Raw genomic sequence first — 17109 nt, 5'->3', positions numbered from 1 at the left:
CGTTTCAGCCCTGGCGGCCCTTCCACTGCGGGTTCGCGCGGTTCACCACGACCACCCGGCCGTGGCGCCGAACCACCGTCGAACCCGGCTTCTGCTTCAGCGAGCGCAGGGAGCTACGTACCTTCATCTCGGACCCTCCTCGGGGTGGGGTCTCGTCGGTTCCGTGTATCGAAACGCCGGAGCCCGGCCTGGGATTCCCACCCCGCCGGGGCCGCCTCAGCCGAGGTGGCGGTCGATCTCGGCCAACTCCTCGGCGGTGAAGTCGAGGTTGCCCAGCGCCGCGATGTTCGCCTCCAGCTGCGGCACACCGCTCGCCCCGATGATCAGGCTGGTCATCCGCGGGTCGCGCAACGCCCAGGCGAGAGCGAGCTGGGCCAGCGACTGGCCGCGCCGCTCGGCGATCGCGCCGAGCGCGCGGATGGTCGCCATCCGCTCGTCGTCGAGGTCGCTCTCGTTGAGGAAGACGCTGGTGCGTACCCGGGAGTCGGCCGGGATGCCGCCCAGGTAGCGGTCGGTGAGCAGGCCCTGTGCCAGCGGGCTGTACGCGATGGCCCCGGCGCCGGCCTCTTCGAGCGTGTCCAGCAGGCCGTCCGCCTCGGTCCACCGGTTGAGCATCGAGTACGACGGCTGGTTGATCAGCAGTGGCGTACCCAGCTCCCGCAGGATCGCGGCCGCCCGGGCCGTCTGCTCTGAGTTGTAGTTGGAGATGCCGACGTAGAGCGCCTTGCCGGAGCGGACGACGGCGTCGAGCGCGCCCATCGTCTCCTCCAGCGGGGTGTCCGGGTCGAACCGGTGCGAGTAGAAGATGTCGACGTACTCCAGCCCCATCCGGCGCAGGGACTGGTCGAGCGAGGAGATCAGGTACTTGCGGGAGCCCCACTCACCGTACGGGCCGGGCCACATGTGGTAGCCGGCCTTGCTCGAGATGATCAACTCGTCCCGGTACGGCTTCAGGTCGGTGGCGAGCATCCGGCCGAAGTTCTCCTCGGCCGACCCCGGCGGCGGGCCGTAGTTGTTGGCCAGGTCGAAGTGGGTGACCCCGAGGTCGAACGCGCGGCGCACGATGTCGCGCTGCCGCTCGTACGGGCGGTCGGGGCCGAAGTTGTGCCACAGGCCGAGGGAGATGGCGGGCAGCCGCACCCCGCTGCGGCCGCTTCTCCGGTAGGTCATCGTGTCGTAGCGGTCGTCCGCGGCGAGATAGTTCACGATCATGAGCCTACGTCGGGCGGTCGGGGGGCCGGCGCGCCGCCGAGCGGGCGCGACCACGGCGTCACCCGCCCGGCCGGCGAGGAGTTGACCAGCACGCCGGCTTCGGAACGGGGGACCAATTGGACGACATCACGGCCATGATCATGGACGACCACGCCGCGTTCCGGCGTGGTTTCGCCCGGCTGGACGACGCGCGCGACGAACAGGAGCTGCTGGCGATCTGGGAGGCGCTCGCCCTGCACCTGGACATCCACGCCGAGGCCGAGGAGGCCATCCTCTATCCGCACCTGGTGCGGCACGGCGACGACGGCGAGGCCGAGACGGTCGACGCGGTCGGCGACCACAACAAGATCCGGGACGCGATCGCCGAGTCCAAGCTGCACCCGGTCGGCTCCGACCAGTGGTGGGCGGCGGTGTGGCGGGCCCGCCGGGAGAACAGCGAACACCTCGCCGAGGAGGAGGACGAGGCGTTGCCCGACTTCCGTCGGCACGCCGGCGCGCAGCTGCGCGCCGAGCTGGGGCACCGCTGGTTGGCCTTCTACGGCGAACACAAGAACGGCCGCAACCTGACCTTCCACGACAAGGACCCGCAGGGATACGTGCGCGAGCATCGTTAGTGCGGACATCGCAGGAATCTCCCCAACGCGGGGGAGTCGCCCAGGGGCGTGCCGGCGCGAGAATGAGCCGATGAGGCCCCTGGCGCCGCTGGTCGCGGCCAGTACCTGGCGGCGCGGTGTGTTCCTGCTGCTGGGCGGCGTGCTCGTGCTGCCGTACGTGCTGCTCGTGGTGGCCTTCCGGCAGGTCCTCAGCGGGCCGGCGATCCCCCGGCCGCTGGCGTTCGGCCTGCTCGTGATCGCCGTCCTGATCGCCGGGGTGCCCCTGCTGCTCGACGGCAGCCGGGCGCTGGAGATCGCGGCGGCGCGGGCGCTGCTCGGGGTGGACCTGCCGGATCCCGCGCCCACGCACCGGGGGGACCGGGAGACCCGGCTGCGCGCCGCGCTCTGGATCGCCACCCACCTGACCGTCGGCGGCCTGCTGGTGTTCGCGCTGCTCAGCACGGTGCCGATGGCCTTGGCCTTCATCGCCCAGCAGTTCGGCATCGGTGCGGAGCTGCTCCGGGAGGAGCGGTTCGGTCCGCTCGACGGGCGGGACACGGGGTGGCTCACCCTCACCGGCGTGCTGCTGGTGGTCGGCCTCGGCTACGCCGTCGCCGGGCTCGGCGCGCTGGCCGCGACGATGGCGCCGGTGCTGCTCGGGCCGGCGCAGGCCGAGCGGATCGCCGCGCTGGAGGCCCGCGCGGCCCGGCTCGCCGAGCGCAACCGGCTGGCCCGTGAACTGCACGACTCCGTCGGCCACGCGCTCACCGTGGCCACCCTCCAGGCCGGGGCGGCCCGCGCGGTGCTGGAGACCGATCCGGAGTTCGTCCGCCGGGCGCTCGCCGCCATCGAGGAGGCCGGCCGGACCGCCATGGAGGACCTCGACCACGTACTCGGGGTGCTGCGGGAGCCCGAACGCGGCCGGCCGGTACCGGCGCCGCAGCGTACGCTCGCCGACCTGGACCGCCTGGTGGCGGAGAGCCGCGCCGCGGGCCTGGCCGTGGCCGCCCGCCGTACCGGCGATCCGGCCGACCTGCCGGCCGTGGTCTCCCGGGAGGGGTACCGGATCGTGCAGGAGGGGCTGACCAACGCGGCGCGCCACGGCCACGGGCCGGTCGAGCTGCGGCTCGACGTCGGGCCGGACGCGCTGGAGCTGGAGCTGGTCAACGAGCTGCTGCCGGCGCCGCGCCGCCCCGGGCACGGCCGAGGCGGCCGTGGCCTGAACGGTATGCGGGAACGGGTGCTGCTGCTCGGCGGGCGGCTCACCGCCGGGCCGCAGGACGGCCGCTGGCGGGTCGGGGTGCGACTGCCGTACCGGGAGGCGCGGTGAGCATCGGGGTTCTGATCGTCGACGACGACGAGCTGATCCGGGTCGGGCTGCGTGCCATCATCGACGCCCAGCCGGACCTGCGGGTCCTCGCCGAGGCCGCGGACGGCGCCGAGGTGCTGCCGCTGGTCGCCCGGCACCGGCCCGCCGTGGTCCTGATGGACGTCCGCATGCCGGGCATCGACGGCATCCAGGCCACCCGGCACCTGCTGGCCGCCTCCGCCGACCCGCCCCGGGTGCTCGTGGTCACCACCTTCGCCAACGACGAGTACGTCTACGACGCGCTGCGCGCCGGCGCCAGCGGGTTCCTGCTGAAGCGGGCCCGGCCGGCCGAGGTGGTGGAGGCGGTGCGGGTGGTCGCCGCCGGCGAGTCGCTGCTCTTCCCGGCGGCGATCCGGCGGCTCGTCGGCGCGTACGGCCGGGCGGGCGGGGATCGGCTGCGGGCTGCCCGGTTGACCGAGCGGGAGGCCGAGGTGCTGCGGTTGATGGCCGCCGGACTCTCCAATCCGGAGATCGCCGCGCACCTGGTGGTCGGCGTGGAGACGGTGAAGACGCACGTCGGCAACGTGCTGGCCAAGCTGGCGGTGCGGGACCGCACCCAGGCGGTCATCGCCGCGTACGAGTCCGGGTTCGTCACCCCGGCGGGCTGACGGCTCCCCCGGCCGGGGGAGCGGGTTCACCGCCGCACGGGAGGGTTTCCGGGGCGTACCGGCCGAGGCTGAGCGTATGACGATCACCGATGCGCCACCTCGCCCGGCCACCCGCTGGCCCGACCGACTCGCCCCGCTCGCGGCCGGCTGGCTCGGCCTCTGGGGCGTCCTCGCCCTGCTCGCCACGATCACCGGCGCCGGCTACCCGTTCGGCGCGAACGACGCGAACGGCGACGTGAACCTGCTCCGGCTGGTCCCCGTCCGGTTCGGCCCACCCGTCTTCGCCGTCCTGCTGCTCACCGCGGCGGTGGCCGCGCTGGCCATGAGCCGTCCGGCCGCCCGTCCGCCCCGCCCGCTGCGGGTGCTGCTCGCCGGCTACGGCTGGGCGGTCGCGGCCTTCCTGGCCCTGGTCGTTCCGGACGCCCGGGTGTTGGTCATCCTCGGTTACGCCCCGATGCTGATCATCGGTGCGCCGTTCGGTTGGCACCAGGACGACTACTCCGACGTGTTCACCTGGGCGCTCCTCGCCCGTTTCGCCGCCCTGATCGGTGGCCTGCTGCTCGCCGGGGCGGTGCTGGCCTGGCAGCGGCGTACCGCCGGGGCGTGCGTGGCCTGCGGTCGCGGTGACGGCGTGCGGGGCTGGACCACCCCGGCCGCCGCCGCGCGGTGGGGCCGGTGGGCCGCCGGGATCGCCGCCGTCATCCCGCTGGCGTACGCGCTGACCCGCTTCGCCTGGGCGGCCGGCGTCCCACTCGGCATCTCCCGTGAGTTCCTCACCGAGATGCAGGAGAACGGGGCGGTCTGGGCCGGGTTCGGGCTGGGCGCGTTCGCCACCGTCGGCGCCGTTCTCACCCTCGGCCTGGTGCAGCGGTGGGGTGAGCGCTTCCCCCGCTGGATGGTCGGCCTGGCCGGCCGGCGGGTGCCGGTGAAGCTCGCCGTGATCCCGGCCACCCTGGTCGCGGTGGCGGTCACCGCGGCCACGCTCGGACTGGTCGGCCAACCGCACTTCTGGGCGCTGGCCGCAGGAGCCGACGTCAATCTCGCCACCGGACCGATGCTGCTCTGGCCGGCCTGGGGCCCGGCGCTGGGCCTGGCCACGTACGCCTACCACCTCCGCCGCCGGGGCGCCTGCCGTCGCTGCGGGCGTGGCTGAGGGTGGGAGTGGGGGTGCCGCCTGTCATCGGGCGGCACCCCCACCCGTCGCGCGCTAGCGTGGGTCGGGTGACTGCGCCCAACCCGGTAATCCCGGTTACACCGGCCGACCTGCCCCGTACGCTCGGCGAGCTGCGCGCGGCCGGCCACCGATACCGCACCGTCAAGCAGGAACTCCGCGACAACCTCATCGCCCGGATGCGCACCGGCGCGGACCGCTTCCCCGGCATCGTCGGCTACGAGGACACCGTCCTGCCCGAGGTCGAGCGGGCCCTGCTCGCCGGGCACGACCTGGTGCTCCTCGGTGAGCGGGGGCAGGGCAAGACCCGGCTGATCCGCTCGCTGGCGGCGCTGCTGGACGAGTGGACCCCGGTCATCGCCGGTTCGGTGCTCAACGAGCACCCGCTGCACCCGCTCACCCCGGCGTCCCGCGCCCAGGTCGCCGAGGCCGGCGACGACCTTCCGGTCGGCTGGCTGCACCGTTCGATGCGGTACGGCGAGAAGCTGGCCACCCCGGACACCAGCGTCGGTGACCTGATCGGCGACGTCGACCCGATCCGGATCGCCGAGGGGCGCACCCTCGGCGATCCCGAGACGATCCACTTCGGTCTGGTGCCGCGGACGAACCGCGGCATCTTCGCCGTCAACGAGCTGCCCGACCTGGCCGAGCGGATCCAGGTGGCGCTGCTCAACGTGCTGGAGGAGCGGGACATCCAGGTCCGTGGCTACCAGCTGCGGCTGCCCCTGGACCTGCTGCTGGTGGCCAGCGCCAACCCGGAGGACTACACCAACCGCGGCCGGATCATCACCCCGCTCAAGGACCGGTTCGGCGCGGAGATCCGTACCCATTACCCGGTCGACCTGGAGCTGGAGCTGGCTCTGATCCGGCAGGAGGCCGACCTGGTCGCCGAGGTGCCGGAGCACGTGCTGGAGGTGCTGGCCCGGTTCGCCCGCGCGGTGCGCGAGTCGCCGTCGGTGGACCCCCGTTCCGGGGTGTCCGCCCGGTTCGCCATCGCCGCCGCGGAGACCGTGGCGGCGGCCGCGCTGCGCCGGGCCGCCCTGCTCTCCGCGGACGCCACCGCCGGCTCCGGCGACGAGGCGGTACGCCCCGAGGCCCCGGTCGCCCGGGTGGGGGACGCCGTCTCGGTGACGTCGACGCTGCGCGGGAAGGTCGAGTTCGAGAGCGGCGAGGAGGGGCGGGAGGTCGAGATCCTGGCCCACCTGCTGCGTACCGCGACCGCCGAGACGTTCCGGGCCCGGCTCGCCGGGCTGGACCTCTCCGGCTTCACCGACCTGGTCGCCGAGGGCACCGTGATCGAGACCGGTGAGCTGGTCGGCTCCGCCGACCTGCTGCGGCAGGTGGGTACGGTGCCGGGGCTCGCGAAGGTGCTGGACCGGCTCGGGATGGGCGACGCGCCCATTCCGGCGGAGGCCGCCGCCGGCGTCGAGTTCGTGCTGGAGGGGCTGCACCTGACCCGCCGGCTCGGCAAGGACGTGACCGACTCCGGCCGCACCGTCTACGGCGGCCGGAGCTGAGCATGGCCGGCAACCGGTTCCGGTACGGGCAGTGGCGCGGGGGGCCGGACCCGCTCGCGCCCCCGTACGACGTACGCGAGGCCGTCGACGCGGTCGGCGCCGAGGTGCTGACCGGCGGCAGCCTGCGGGAGGCGCTGCGCGACCTGCTGCGCCGGGGCCCCGACGGGCGCCGGGGGCTGGACGATCTGGCCGCCCGGGCGCGACGGTTGCGCCGGGAGGCGCTGCGCCGGGGTGACCTGGACGGGGCGGTGACCCGGTCCCGGGCCCTGCTCGACCAGGCGCTCGCGGCCGAGCGCGACGAGCTGCGCGGCCGGGACGACGACGCGGCGCGCTTCGCCGAGGCGGTGCTGGACAACCTGCCCCGCTCGACGGCGCGGGCGGTGCAGGAGCTCTCCGGCTATCAGTGGGCCAGCGACGAGGCCCGCCGCAGCTACCAGCAGATCCTCGACGGGCTCCGCGACGACGTGCTCGGGCAGCGGTTCGCCGGCCTGCGGGACGCGGTCCGGGCGAGCGCCGATCCGGCGGCCCAGCAGCGGCTCGCCGAGATGATGCACGACCTGAACGACCTGCTGGCCCGGCACGCCCGCTCGGAGGAGACCGCCGACGCCTTCGCCGAGTTCATGCGCCGGCACGGCGAGTTCTTCCCGGAGCAGCCGAAGGACGTCGACGAGCTGGTCGACGTGCTGGCCCGCCGGGCGGCGGCCGGGGAGCGGCTGATGCGTTCGCTCTCCGACGGGCAGCGCGAGGAGCTGGCCGGGCTGATGCGCCAGTCGCTCGGCGAGCGGCTGGCCGGGGAGATGTCGCAGCTCGACGGGCAGCTGCGGGCGCTCCGGCCCGACCTGGGCTGGGGGCGGGGCGAGCGGGTCCGGGGCGAGCGGCCCCTCGACTACGGGGAGGCGGCCGGCGCGCTCGCCGAGCTCGCCGAGCTGGACGACCTGCTCGACCAGCTCGACCAGGAGCACCCCGGGGCGACACTGGACGACGTCGACGTGGAGGCGGTCGCCCGTACGCTCGGGCGGGACGCGGCCGACGACGTGCGCCGGCTGCGGGAGCTGGAGCGGGAGCTGCGCCGGCAGGGCTGGGTGACCCGGGACGCCGAGGGGCTGACGCTGAGCCCGAAGGCGCTGCGCCGGCTCGGTGGTACCGCGCTGCGGCGGGTCTTCGCCGACCTGACGGCCGGGCCACGCGGTCAGCACGACCTGCGTTCGGCGGGGGCCGCCGGCGAGGTGAGCGGCGCCTCCCGGCCCTGGGAGTACGGCGACGAGCAGCCGCTGGACGTGGTGCGCACGCTCACCCGGGCGGTACGCCGGGCCGGTCCGTCGGTGCCCGTGCAGCTCGCGGTCGACGACTTCGAGGTGGTGGAGACCGAGCGGCGTTCCTCGGCGGCGGTGGCGCTCTGCGTCGACCTGTCGTACTCGATGATCTCGCAGGGTCGCTGGGGGCCGATGAAGCAGACGGCGCTGGCCCTGTCGCACCTGATGGCGACCCGGTTCCCGCAGGACGCGCTCCAGATCATCGGTTTCGGCCGGGAGGCGATGCCGCTGACCCAGCAGGAGCTGGCGGCGGTCGAGCCGGTGATGGAGCAGGGCACCAACCTCCAGCACGCGCTGCGGTTGGCGGCGCGGCACCTGCGCCGGCATCCGGACGCCGAGCCGGTGGTGCTGGTGGTGACCGACGGGGAGCCGACCGCGCACCTCGACCCGGAGGACGGGGAGGCGTACTTCCACTGGCCGCCGCTGCCGGAGACGATCGAGGCGACGATCCGCGAGGTGGATCGGTTGGCCCGGTACCGGGCGACGCTGAACGTGTTCATGCTCGGCGACGACCCGGGGCTGCGCCGCTTCGTCGACGCGGTGGCCCGCCGGTCGAAGGGGCGGATGTTCACTCCCGACCCGGACGACCTCGGCGAGTACGTGGTCTCCGACTATCTGCGCTCACGCCAGCGCCGCCGCTGACGCCGTCCGCCGTCGATCATGCGGTAGGGGCCGCCCGTCCGGGTGAACCGGGTGCCGCAACCGCGTGATCGGCGGTCCCGGGCGGGGTTGACTGGGGTGATGGAGAGCGGGAGGCTGCGCGGCGCGTACGAGGAGGTGCTCGCCGAGGTCGACGCGGGCGGCTTCGGGCCGCCGCCGGCGGGGCAGCTGAGCGCCGAGCAGATCGTGGCGCATCTGGCCGCGAACGACGAGCTGATGGTCGCGGCGACCGAGGCGGTGCTGGCCGGTGCCCCGTTCGCCTACTACGACCTGGAGACCATCCACCGTCCGCAGGTGGACGCGCTGGTCGCGGAGCACGGCGGCCTGGCCGGGCTGGCCGCCCTGCTCCGCGCCACGAGCGGGAAGCTCTGCGCCCTGACCGAGCGGCTCGGCCTGGCCGCGGAGACTCCGGTCGAGACCCATCTGCGCGAGGGTTTCGACCTGCGGGTCGACGACACCCTTCCCTGGGGCAGGACCCTCGACCTGCACACCAGCGTGCACCTGCCGAAGCACCTCGCGCAGCTGCGCATGCTCCGCGCCGGCTGACCGCCGGCTTTTGCGCTCAGGCGGACGTCGGTTCGGCCGGCGCCGGCTGGCGGAAGGTGCGGCGGTATGTGGAGGGGGAGACGCCGAGGCGCTGGTGCAGTTGCTGACGCAGGGCGGCGGCGGTGCCGAAGCCGGCGCGCCGGGCCACCTGGTCGATGCCCAGGTCGGTGGTCTCCAGCAGCAGCCGGGCGTGGTCGGCGCGCTGCTGGAGCAGCCACTGCGCCGGGCTGAGCCCGGTCTCGGAGCGGAACCGGCGGGTGAAGGTACGTACGCTCATCCGGGACCGTTCGGCCATGTCGCGCAGGCTGACCGGCTCGTGCAGCCGCTGCCGGGCCCATTCCCGGGCGGGGGCGGTGCTGCTGTCGGCCGTTCTCGGCACGGGATGTTCGATGTACTGGGCCTGGCCGCCCTCCCGCCAGGGCGGGACCACGCAGCTGCGGGCCGCCCGGTTGGCGACCTCGCTGCCGTGGTCGGTGCGGATGACGTGCAGGCAGAGGTCGATCCCGGCGGCGACCCCGGCCGAGGTGAGCACCCGGTCGTCGTCGACGAAGAGCACGTCCGGGTCGAGGTCGACGTGGGGGTGCAGCCGGCGGAACTCCTCGGCGTGCGCCCAGTGGGTGGTGGCCCGGCGGCCGTCGAGCAGTCCGGCGGCGGCGAGCACGAACGCGCCGGTGCAGATCGACATGATTCGGGCGCCTCGCTCGTACGCCCCGCGGAGCGCCGCGCGCACCTCGGGTTCGAGGGTGCCGTCGGTCAGGGCCGTCCCGGCGTGGATGCCGGGCACGATCACCGTGTCGGCGGTCTCCAACAGCTCCAGGCCGTGTTCGGGGAGCACCTGGTAGCCGGGGGTGGCACGCACCGGGCGGCCGCCCGGGGTGCAGACCTCGACGGAGTAGGAGCGCCGCCTGTCGGCGTCGCGGGCGGTGCCGAAGACCTGGGCGGGGGTGCCGAGGTCGAGGCCGACGACGTGATCGAGGGCGAGCACGGCGATCCGGTGCCGGGGAGTGGTCATGGCCCGATTATTGCGCATGATGGCTTTCCGGCCACTCGTCGCGGGGTCACCCGGTACCGAGACTCGTACCGTGACCACACGCCGCCTACACCCCGCCTGGCTCGTCGCCGCCGTCGCCTTCGTCGCCCTGGTCGGCGCGGCCGGTTTCCGGGCCACCCCGTCGGTGCTGCTGCACCCACTGCACGCCGAGTTCCGCTGGCCGCTCGCCACGATCTCCGCCGCCGTCTCGGTCAACCTGCTGCTCTACGGGCTCACCGCCCCGTTCGCCGCCGCGCTGATGGAACGGTTCGGCATCCGGCGGGTGGTCGCCGTGGCGCTGCTGCTGGTGGCCGCCGGTAGCGGCCTGACCGTCTTCATGACCGCGAGCTGGCAACTCGTCCTCTGCTGGGGGGTTCTGGTCGGCCTCGGCACCGGCTCGATGGCGCTGGCCTTCGCGGCCACCGTGACCGGGCGCTGGTTCGTCCGGCACCGTGGCCTCGTCACCGGGGTGCTCACCGCGGGCGGGGCGGCCGGGCAACTGGTCTTCCTGCCGCTGCTCGCCGTACTCGTGCGCGACCACGGCTGGCGGGTGGCGGCGCTCGTCGTGGCCGGGGCCGCGCTGGCGGTCGTACCGCTGGTGGTCTGGCTGCTGCGCGAGCACCCGGCGGATCTCGGCCTGCCCGCCTACGGCGCGACCGAGGTCACCCCGCCCCCGCCGGCGACCGGCGGGGCCGCCGCCCGCGCGGTCGGCGCCCTCACCCAGGCCGTCCGGACGCGGCCGTTCTGGCTGCTCGCGGGCGGGTTCGCGATCTGCGGCGCGACCACCAACGGCCTGGTCGGTACGCACTTCGTGCCGGCCGCGCACGACCACGGCATGTCCGAGACCACGGCGGCCGGCCTGCTGGCGCTGGTCGGGCTCTTCGACATCGTCGGCACGATCGCCTCCGGCTGGCTCACCGACCGGGTCGACAGCCGGGTGCTGCTCGGCGTCTACTACGCGCTGCGCGGCGTGTCGCTGCTCCTGCTGCCGAGCCTCTTCGGCGGCTCGACCGAGCCGAGCATGCTCGTCTTCATCGTCTTCTACGGGCTCGACTGGGTGGCCACCGTGCCGCCGACCGTCGCGCTCTGCCGCGAGTACTTCGGCGCCGCCGCACCTGTCGTCTTCGGCTGGGTCTTCGCCGCCCACCAGCTCGGCGCGGCGCTCGCCGCCAGTGCGGCGGGGTTGGTGCGCGACCGGCTCGGGGAGTACACGGCGGCCTGGTACGTCGCCGGTGCGTTGGCCATCGGCGCGGCCGGACTGTCGCTGTCGCTGCGCCGCCGGACGGGTGGGGTCGTGCCCACCGCGACGTTGGTCACCGCCGGTGCGCCGGTGCCCAGGGCATGGCGCTACCGGGGCTGACCGGAGGCGGCGGCAGGGTGTGCCGGAGGCGGCGCGGGGTCACGACGGATGGCGCCCCGCGCCGCACGGGCCGTCACTCGACGACCTGGACGTCCTTCCAGAAGGCCACCCGGTCGCGCACCATCTCCGCGTCCGGCTTGGGGTTCGGGTAGTACCAGACCGCGTCGGCGCTGGTGCGCCCGTCGTGCTCCAGGGAGAAGTACGAGGCGGTGCCCTTCCACGGGCAGACCGTGTGGGTGTCGGACTCGCGGATCAGGTCGTCGCGCAGCGCGGAACGGGGGAAGTAGTGGTTCCCCTCCACCACGACGGTGTCGTCGCTCTCGGCGACGACCAGGTCGTTCCAGATTGCTCTTGGCATACGTTTCACGTTATGTCGCCCGGACGGTGACGACCACCGCCATCGGCGCTTACCGATGACGCACCGGTCAGCGGGTGGGCTCCGGGTCGGTGACGTCGGCGACTGTCGCGTCCAGCGCGTCCAGCGCGGCGTCGGCGTCGACCGCCACGGCCACCCCGTGCTCGCCCGCGCCGAGAGTGATGGTCCGGCCGCGTACCCGCTCGTCGGCGATCACCGGCCAGGCCGTTGTCGCGCCGAACGGGGTGATGGTGCCCCGCTCGTAGCCGGTGGCGGCCTTCGCGGCCGCCGCGTCCGGCATGGAGATGCGGTTGACCCCGAGCAGGGCGCGCAACTTCGGCCACGAGATGACGCGACCACCGGGGGTGAGTACGAAGAGGTGGTCGTCCGGTCCGCGCCGCACCACGATCGTCTTCACCACGTCGGGCACCTCGACCCCGCGTACGGCGGCGGCGTCCGCGAGACTCGCCACCGGCCCGTGCCGGATCAGCCGGTACGGCAGGCCGGCGGCGTCGAGGGCGGCGAGCGCGGGTGACGGCATGTGGTGCACCGTAACCCGTCATGAGCTGGCCGGAAGTGTGAAAAGGCCAACGTGGACATCCGGTGCGACAGCGGTTGACGGGCGTAGAGTGATCACATGGGCGCGGTCCGTGTGGATCTTCAATCGGTCGACCATGACAGTGCGGTGACGGCGTTGCGGCGCTCGTACGCCGCGGTGCCGCCCGGCGAGCCGATCCGGCTGGCCAAACGCACCTCCAACCTGTTCCGGCCCCGGGCCGACGTGCGGACGCCGGGGCTCGACGTCAGTGGGTTGACCGGGGTCATCTCGGTCGACCCGGCCGCCCGCACGGCCGACGTGCAGGGCATGTGCACCTACGAGGACCTGGTCGACGCGACCCTCGGGTACGGGCTGATGCCGTTGGTGGTGCCGCAGCTGCGCACCATCACGCTGGGCGGCGCCGTCACCGGGCTGGGCATCGAGTCGACGTCGTTCCGCAACGGACTGCCGCACGAGTCGGTCACCGAGCTGGACGTGCTCACCGGGGCGGGCGAGATCGTCACGGCCCGGCCCGAGGGTGAGCACGCCGACCTCTTCGCGGCCTTCCCGAACTCGATGGGCAGCCTCGGCTACGCCACCCGGCTGCGCATCGAACTCCAGCCGGTACGCCGCTACGTGGCGCTGCGCAACGTGCGGTTCACCAGACTGGAGGCGCTCACCGACGCGATCGCGGAGGTGACCGCCACCCGGTCCTGGGCCGGCAGCCCGGTGGACGTGATGGACGGGGTGATGTTCAGCCCCGGCGAGGCGTACCTGGTCCTCGGCACGTTCACCGACGCGGGTGAGCGGCCCAGCGACTACACCGGGCAGGAGATCTACTACCGGTCGCTGCGCCGGCGCATCCGCGACACGCTCACCACGTACGACTACCTCTGGCGCTGGGACACCGACTGGTTCTGGTGCTCCTCGGCGTTCGGCGTGCAACACCCCGTGGTACGCCGGCTCTGGCCGGCGCGCTACCGGCGCAGCGACGTCTACCACCGGCTGGTCCGGCTGGAGCACCGGCACGGTGTCGCCGCCCGGATCGACCGGCTGCGCGGCCAGCCCGCCCGGGAACGGGTGGTGCAGGACGTGGAGATCCCCCTGGAGCGGACGGCCGACTTCCTGCGCTGGTTCGCGGGCACGGTCGGGATGACCCCGGTCTGGCTCTGCCCACTGCGACTGCGTGAGCCGGCGGGTCCCGGCTCGTCCCGGTCCTGGCCGCTGTATCCGCTGCGGGCCGGGCAGGACTACGTCAACATCGGTTTCTGGGGGAGCGTGCCGATCGCCGAGGGCGCCGCCGACGGTGACGTCAACCGGCTGATCGAACGTGTGGTGTCGGAGATGGGCGGGCACAAGTCGCTCTACTCCGACGCGTACTACGACCGGGACTCCTTCGAGCGGCTCTACGGCGGGGCGACGTGGCGCACCGTGCGGGACCGCTACGACCCGGAGCACCGGCTCACCGGACTGTACGAGAAGGCGGTAGCGAGAGCATGAGCCTGACCGATCGAGACCAGGGGGCCACGAGCGTCCCCGGCACACCGCCGGCGGGGGGCCGGCATCCGCGTACCACAGTGGCGGACGTGATCCGCGCGGTGACCGTCGGGGACCTGCCGCTGCGGATCACCGGCTACGACGGCAGCGCAATCGGCCCGAAAGACGCCGGGATCACGCTGGCCATCCGCTCCGAGCGGGGGCTGTCCTATCTGCTCACCGCCCCTGGTGACCTGGGGATGGCCCGCGCCTACGTGAGCGGCGACCTGGGACTGGAGGGGGTGCACCCCGGCGACCCGTACGAGGCGTTCCGGGTGCTCACTGACGATCTGCGGCTGCGCCTGCCGTCGCTGGGAGACGCGCTGGCCCTGGTGCGGGGGCTGGGTTGGGAACGGCTGCGACCGCCGCCGGCGCCGCCGCAGGAGGCGCAGCCCCGCTGGCGACGGGTGATGAGCGGGCTGCGGCACTCCCGGGCGCGGGACAGCTCCGCGATCTCGCACCACTACGACGTGTCGAACGCCTTCTACGAGCGGGTGCTCGGCCCGTCGATGACGTACACCTGCGCGGTCTTCCGCTCTCCGGAGGACACCCTGGAGCAGGCGCAGGCGTCGAAGTACGAGCTGGTCGCCGCGAAGCTGGCGCTCAAGCCGGGGATGCGACTGCTCGACGTGGGTTGCGGCTGGGGCGGGATGGTCCGGCACGCGGCTCGCGAGTACGGCGTCAAGGCGCTCGGTGTCACGCTGTCGAAGGCACAGGCCGAGTGGGCGCAGGCGGCGATCGAGCGGGAGGGCCTGGGTGAGCTGGCCGAGGTGCGGCACATGGACTACCGGGACGCGCCACGGGGACAGTTCGACGCGATCTCGTCCATCGGGCTGACCGAGCACATCGGCGTGCGCAACTACCCGGCCTACTTCGGGGCCCTGCGGGACCGGCTGCGCCCGGGCGGGCGGCTGCTCAACCACTGCATCACCCGGGCGGACAACCGGGCGCCGCACCGCTCCGGCGCGTTCATCGACCGGTACGTCTTCCCCGACGGGGAGCTGGCCGGGCCGGGCCGGGTGATCAGCGAGGTGCACGACGCCGGGCTCGAGGTGCACCACGAGGAGAACCTGCGGCAGCACTACGCGCTGACGTTGGCGGGCTGGTGCCGCAACCTCGTCGAGCACTGGGACTTCTGCGTCTCGGAGGTCGGCGCGGGGACCGCGCGGGTGTGGGGGCTCTACATGGCCGGGTCGCGGCTCGCGTTCGAGCGCAACAACATCCAGTTGCACCAGGTGCTGGCGACCCGGAACAACCCGGACGGGAGCAACGGTTACCCGCTGCGCCCGGACTGGCTGCCCTGACCTGCGCCGACATCGGCGTACGGCGCCGCTGATCCGGCCCGGGCGACGCCACCGCCACGAGAAAGGCCGCGCGACACGCGCGGCCTTTCGTCGAACCGATTGACAAACAAGTTTTGTAAGTACAAACTGATTTTGCCATGAGAGATGTCCTGTACCTGGAGCAGATCGAGCAGGCCGAGGTCCTGCTCAAGCCGCAACGCGTGGAGGTGTTGCGGCAGCTGGCCGAGCCGCGCACCTGCACCGAGGTGGCCGCCCGGCTGGAGCAGACGCCGCAGCGCGTCTACTACCACGTCAAGCAGTTGGTCGCGGCCGGCCTCGTCGACCTGGTCGCCGAGCGCAAGGTCCGCGGCATCACCGAGGGCATCTACCAGGCCGCCGCCCAGTCCTACTGGCTCTCACCCCGGCTGGTGGGCCGCATCGGCCTGCGCCGGGCGCGCGACGAACTCAGCCTCGGCTACCTCCTCGATCTCATGGAGGAGGTCCAGGCCGACATCGCCGCGCTCGACCGGGCCGCGCCCGAGCTGCCCTCCGTCGGAGTCTCGGGCGAGATCCGCGTGCCGGCGGAGCAACGCCAGCAGTTCCTGCACGACCTGCAGACCGCTCTGCAGGACCTTTTCACCCGCTACGGCGGCGCCGAGGGAGACGCGTTCAAGCTCGCCGTGGCCTGCTACCCGAAGGGGAAAGACCGTGAGTGAACCGATGAAGTTGCACGTCCGTCTCGCCGCCCCGGTCGAGGCCGTTCGCCGGGCCCTGACCGACGCCGCCGAGCTGCGCGTCTGGCTGGCCGAGCACGCCGAGGTCGAGCTGCCCCAGCGGTACGAGTTCTGGGGCCGCTACACGCCCGAGGGTGACGCGCCGCACCAGCGCCCGCTGCACGTCGACGACGAGACGGTGCGCTTCGCGTGGACGCTCGACGGGGTGGAGACCACCACCGAGTTCCGGCTGCGGGCCGAGAGCGCCGACTCGACGATCCTCAGCCTGAGCCAGAGCCACTGGGACTTCGCCGACGTGATCAGCGGCGCGCCCCGCGGGGTGCTCCAGACGTACTGGGCCCTCTCCATCGCCAACCTCGCCCTGCACCTGGAGGGCCGGCCGCTGCTGCCGAAGGTCGACTTCACCTCCACCGAGATGCGCAGCGAGATCCTCATCGACGCGCCGATGGCCAAGGTGTTCACGTCGCTGACCGACTCCGAGCAGGCCAGCGCCTGGTTCGGCCACCCGATCGGCATCGAGCCGTGGGTCGGTGGCCGCTACGCCATGGGCGGCTTCGAGTCGGGCCACGCCGCCAAGGTCGTCGACCTGGACCCGGGGCGGATGGTCTCCGTCGACTGGGGCCCTCCCGGCATCACCACCTGGGAGCTGGCCGAGTCCGACGGGAAGACCAAGCTCACCTTCGTGCAGAGCGGCTTCGACGAGGCGCACCCGCCGTACGCGGGCTGGGCCGGATCGCTCAGCGGCCTCTACGAGCTGCGTCGCTACAACGAGCTGGCGGACGACTGGCAGTCGATGTGGCTCACCGAGGAGCCGAGCGCCGAGCCGCAGACGGCGACCGCCGGCTGACCCGTCCGGGCGGGTCGTCCGAGGCATGTGGTCGAAGTGGCGGTGCCCCCTGCCGGGGCGCCGCCGCATCGCCGTCTCCGATGGACGACGAGACCGGGATGATGGACCCGTCCAGCGGGTAGCACTGGGGGATGTTCGTCATCTTCGGGTTCCGCACCAAGGTCGACCGGCTCGGCGTCGTCAGCCGGGTCTGCCGCAACTGCGGCAACCACGCCGCGCAGGTGATCACCCGCCGGTCCACGAAGTTCACACTCTTCTTCGTCCCGCTGATCCCGGTGCGGACCCGGTACACCCAGCAGTGCACCTACTGCGCGGCCGAGTACGACCTCTCCAAGGCGGAGGCGCGGCGCCTCCCGGCCGGCTGACGGCGACCCGTGAGCGTCGACGCACGTCGGCGCGGGACGTGCTCGCCGGTGCGATCCCGGCCTATCCTGGCG

The 17109-nt window shown here is 73.4% G+C and carries 18 protein-coding genes; 13 read left to right on the top strand and 5 right to left on the bottom strand.

All coding sequences use genetic code 11. The features are described from left to right. Positions 1 to 4: 4 nt before the first annotated feature. Entirely contained in the window at positions 5 to 127 is a 123-nt protein-coding gene (locus tag E1211_RS07605) for a 50S ribosomal protein L36 (RefSeq protein ID WP_132346848.1), read from the bottom strand. Positions 128 to 216: 89 nt separating this feature from the next. Further along, a complete protein-coding gene (mgrA, locus tag E1211_RS07600; protein WP_132346846.1) occupies positions 217 to 1212 on the bottom strand; it encodes an L-glyceraldehyde 3-phosphate reductase in 996 nt (331 codons plus the stop codon). A gap of 116 nt (positions 1213 to 1328) precedes the next feature. On the opposite strand from mgrA, the gene E1211_RS07595 reads away from it, so the two are divergent. The 7 genes from E1211_RS07595 (at position 1329) to E1211_RS07565 (ending at position 8989) form a co-directional block, all read left to right on the top strand. Continuing rightward, entirely contained in the window at positions 1329 to 1826 is a 498-nt protein-coding gene (locus E1211_RS07595) for a hemerythrin domain-containing protein (RefSeq protein ID WP_243709402.1), read from the top strand. A 70-nt stretch (positions 1827 to 1896) separates the two neighbouring features. Beyond that, positions 1897 to 3135, top strand: a complete 1239-nt coding sequence (locus tag E1211_RS07590; protein WP_132346844.1) for a sensor histidine kinase — start codon at positions 1897 to 1899, stop codon at positions 3133 to 3135. Further along, complete coding sequence (locus E1211_RS07585) at positions 3132 to 3782, top strand: response regulator transcription factor (protein ID WP_132346842.1); 651 nt, start codon at positions 3132 to 3134, stop codon at positions 3780 to 3782. The genes E1211_RS07590 and E1211_RS07585 overlap by 4 nt, the downstream gene beginning before the upstream one ends. Before the next feature lie 76 nt (positions 3783 to 3858). After that, positions 3859 to 4935, top strand: a complete 1077-nt coding sequence (locus tag E1211_RS07580; RefSeq protein WP_132346840.1) for a hypothetical protein — start codon at positions 3859 to 3861, stop codon at positions 4933 to 4935. 59 nt (positions 4936 to 4994) lie between these two features. Further along, positions 4995 to 6470, top strand: a complete 1476-nt coding sequence (locus E1211_RS07575) for a sigma 54-interacting transcriptional regulator (protein ID WP_132346838.1) — start codon at positions 4995 to 4997, stop codon at positions 6468 to 6470. A gap of 2 nt (positions 6471 to 6472) precedes the next feature. Then, a complete protein-coding gene (locus E1211_RS07570) occupies positions 6473 to 8425 on the top strand; it encodes a VWA domain-containing protein (RefSeq protein WP_132346836.1) in 1953 nt (650 codons plus the stop codon). Positions 8426 to 8524: 99 nt separating this feature from the next. Continuing rightward, positions 8525 to 8989, top strand: a complete 465-nt coding sequence (locus E1211_RS07565) for a hypothetical protein (protein WP_132346834.1) — start codon at positions 8525 to 8527, stop codon at positions 8987 to 8989. 16 nt (positions 8990 to 9005) lie between these two features. Here E1211_RS07565 and E1211_RS07560 read toward each other — a convergent pair whose 3' ends face one another. Further along, positions 9006 to 10019 (bottom strand): GlxA family transcriptional regulator, encoded by a 1014-nt coding sequence (locus E1211_RS07560; protein ID WP_132346832.1) that lies wholly within the window; start codon positions 10017 to 10019, stop codon positions 9006 to 9008. A 52-nt stretch (positions 10020 to 10071) separates the two neighbouring features. Between E1211_RS07560 and E1211_RS07555 the strand changes: the two genes are divergently transcribed. Next, a complete protein-coding gene (locus E1211_RS07555) occupies positions 10072 to 11379 on the top strand; it encodes an MFS transporter (protein WP_132346830.1) in 1308 nt (435 codons plus the stop codon). Positions 11380 to 11452: 73 nt separating this feature from the next. On the opposite strand, the gene E1211_RS07550 is transcribed toward E1211_RS07555, so the two are convergent. Next, positions 11453 to 11737, bottom strand: a complete 285-nt coding sequence (locus E1211_RS07550; protein WP_132346828.1) for a DUF427 domain-containing protein — start codon at positions 11735 to 11737, stop codon at positions 11453 to 11455. 67 nt (positions 11738 to 11804) lie between these two features. Next, a complete protein-coding gene (locus tag E1211_RS07545; protein ID WP_132346826.1) occupies positions 11805 to 12275 on the bottom strand; it encodes an aminoacyl-tRNA deacylase in 471 nt (156 codons plus the stop codon). A 96-nt stretch (positions 12276 to 12371) separates the two neighbouring features. On the opposite strand from E1211_RS07545, the gene E1211_RS07540 reads away from it, so the two are divergent. From E1211_RS07540 to E1211_RS07520, 5 genes are all read left to right on the top strand, one after another. Continuing rightward, positions 12372 to 13772, top strand: a complete 1401-nt coding sequence (locus E1211_RS07540) for an FAD-binding oxidoreductase (protein ID WP_132346824.1) — start codon at positions 12372 to 12374, stop codon at positions 13770 to 13772. Then, positions 13769 to 15112, top strand: coding sequence for a class I SAM-dependent methyltransferase (locus E1211_RS07535; RefSeq protein WP_132346822.1), 1344 nt, complete (start codon positions 13769 to 13771; stop codon positions 15110 to 15112). Before E1211_RS07540 ends, E1211_RS07535 begins: the two co-directional genes overlap by 4 nt. Positions 15113 to 15249: 137 nt before the next feature. Further along, entirely contained in the window at positions 15250 to 15807 is a 558-nt protein-coding gene (locus tag E1211_RS07530) for a helix-turn-helix domain-containing protein (RefSeq protein ID WP_132346820.1), read from the top strand. Then, complete coding sequence (locus tag E1211_RS07525) at positions 15800 to 16672, top strand: SRPBCC family protein (protein WP_132346818.1); 873 nt, start codon at positions 15800 to 15802, stop codon at positions 16670 to 16672. Before E1211_RS07530 ends, E1211_RS07525 begins: the two co-directional genes overlap by 8 nt. Positions 16673 to 16803: 131 nt before the next feature. Next, a complete protein-coding gene (locus E1211_RS07520; RefSeq protein ID WP_132346816.1) occupies positions 16804 to 17037 on the top strand; it encodes a zinc-ribbon domain-containing protein in 234 nt (77 codons plus the stop codon). The last annotated feature ends 72 nt before the right edge of the window (positions 17038 to 17109 follow it).

Source organism: Micromonospora sp. 15K316 (genome assembly GCF_004348525.1).
Lineage (GTDB): Bacteria > Actinomycetota > Actinomycetes > Mycobacteriales > Micromonosporaceae > Micromonospora.
The sequence above is the reverse complement of the archived record's forward strand: the minus strand, read 5'-3'. Positions and strand labels throughout refer to the sequence as shown.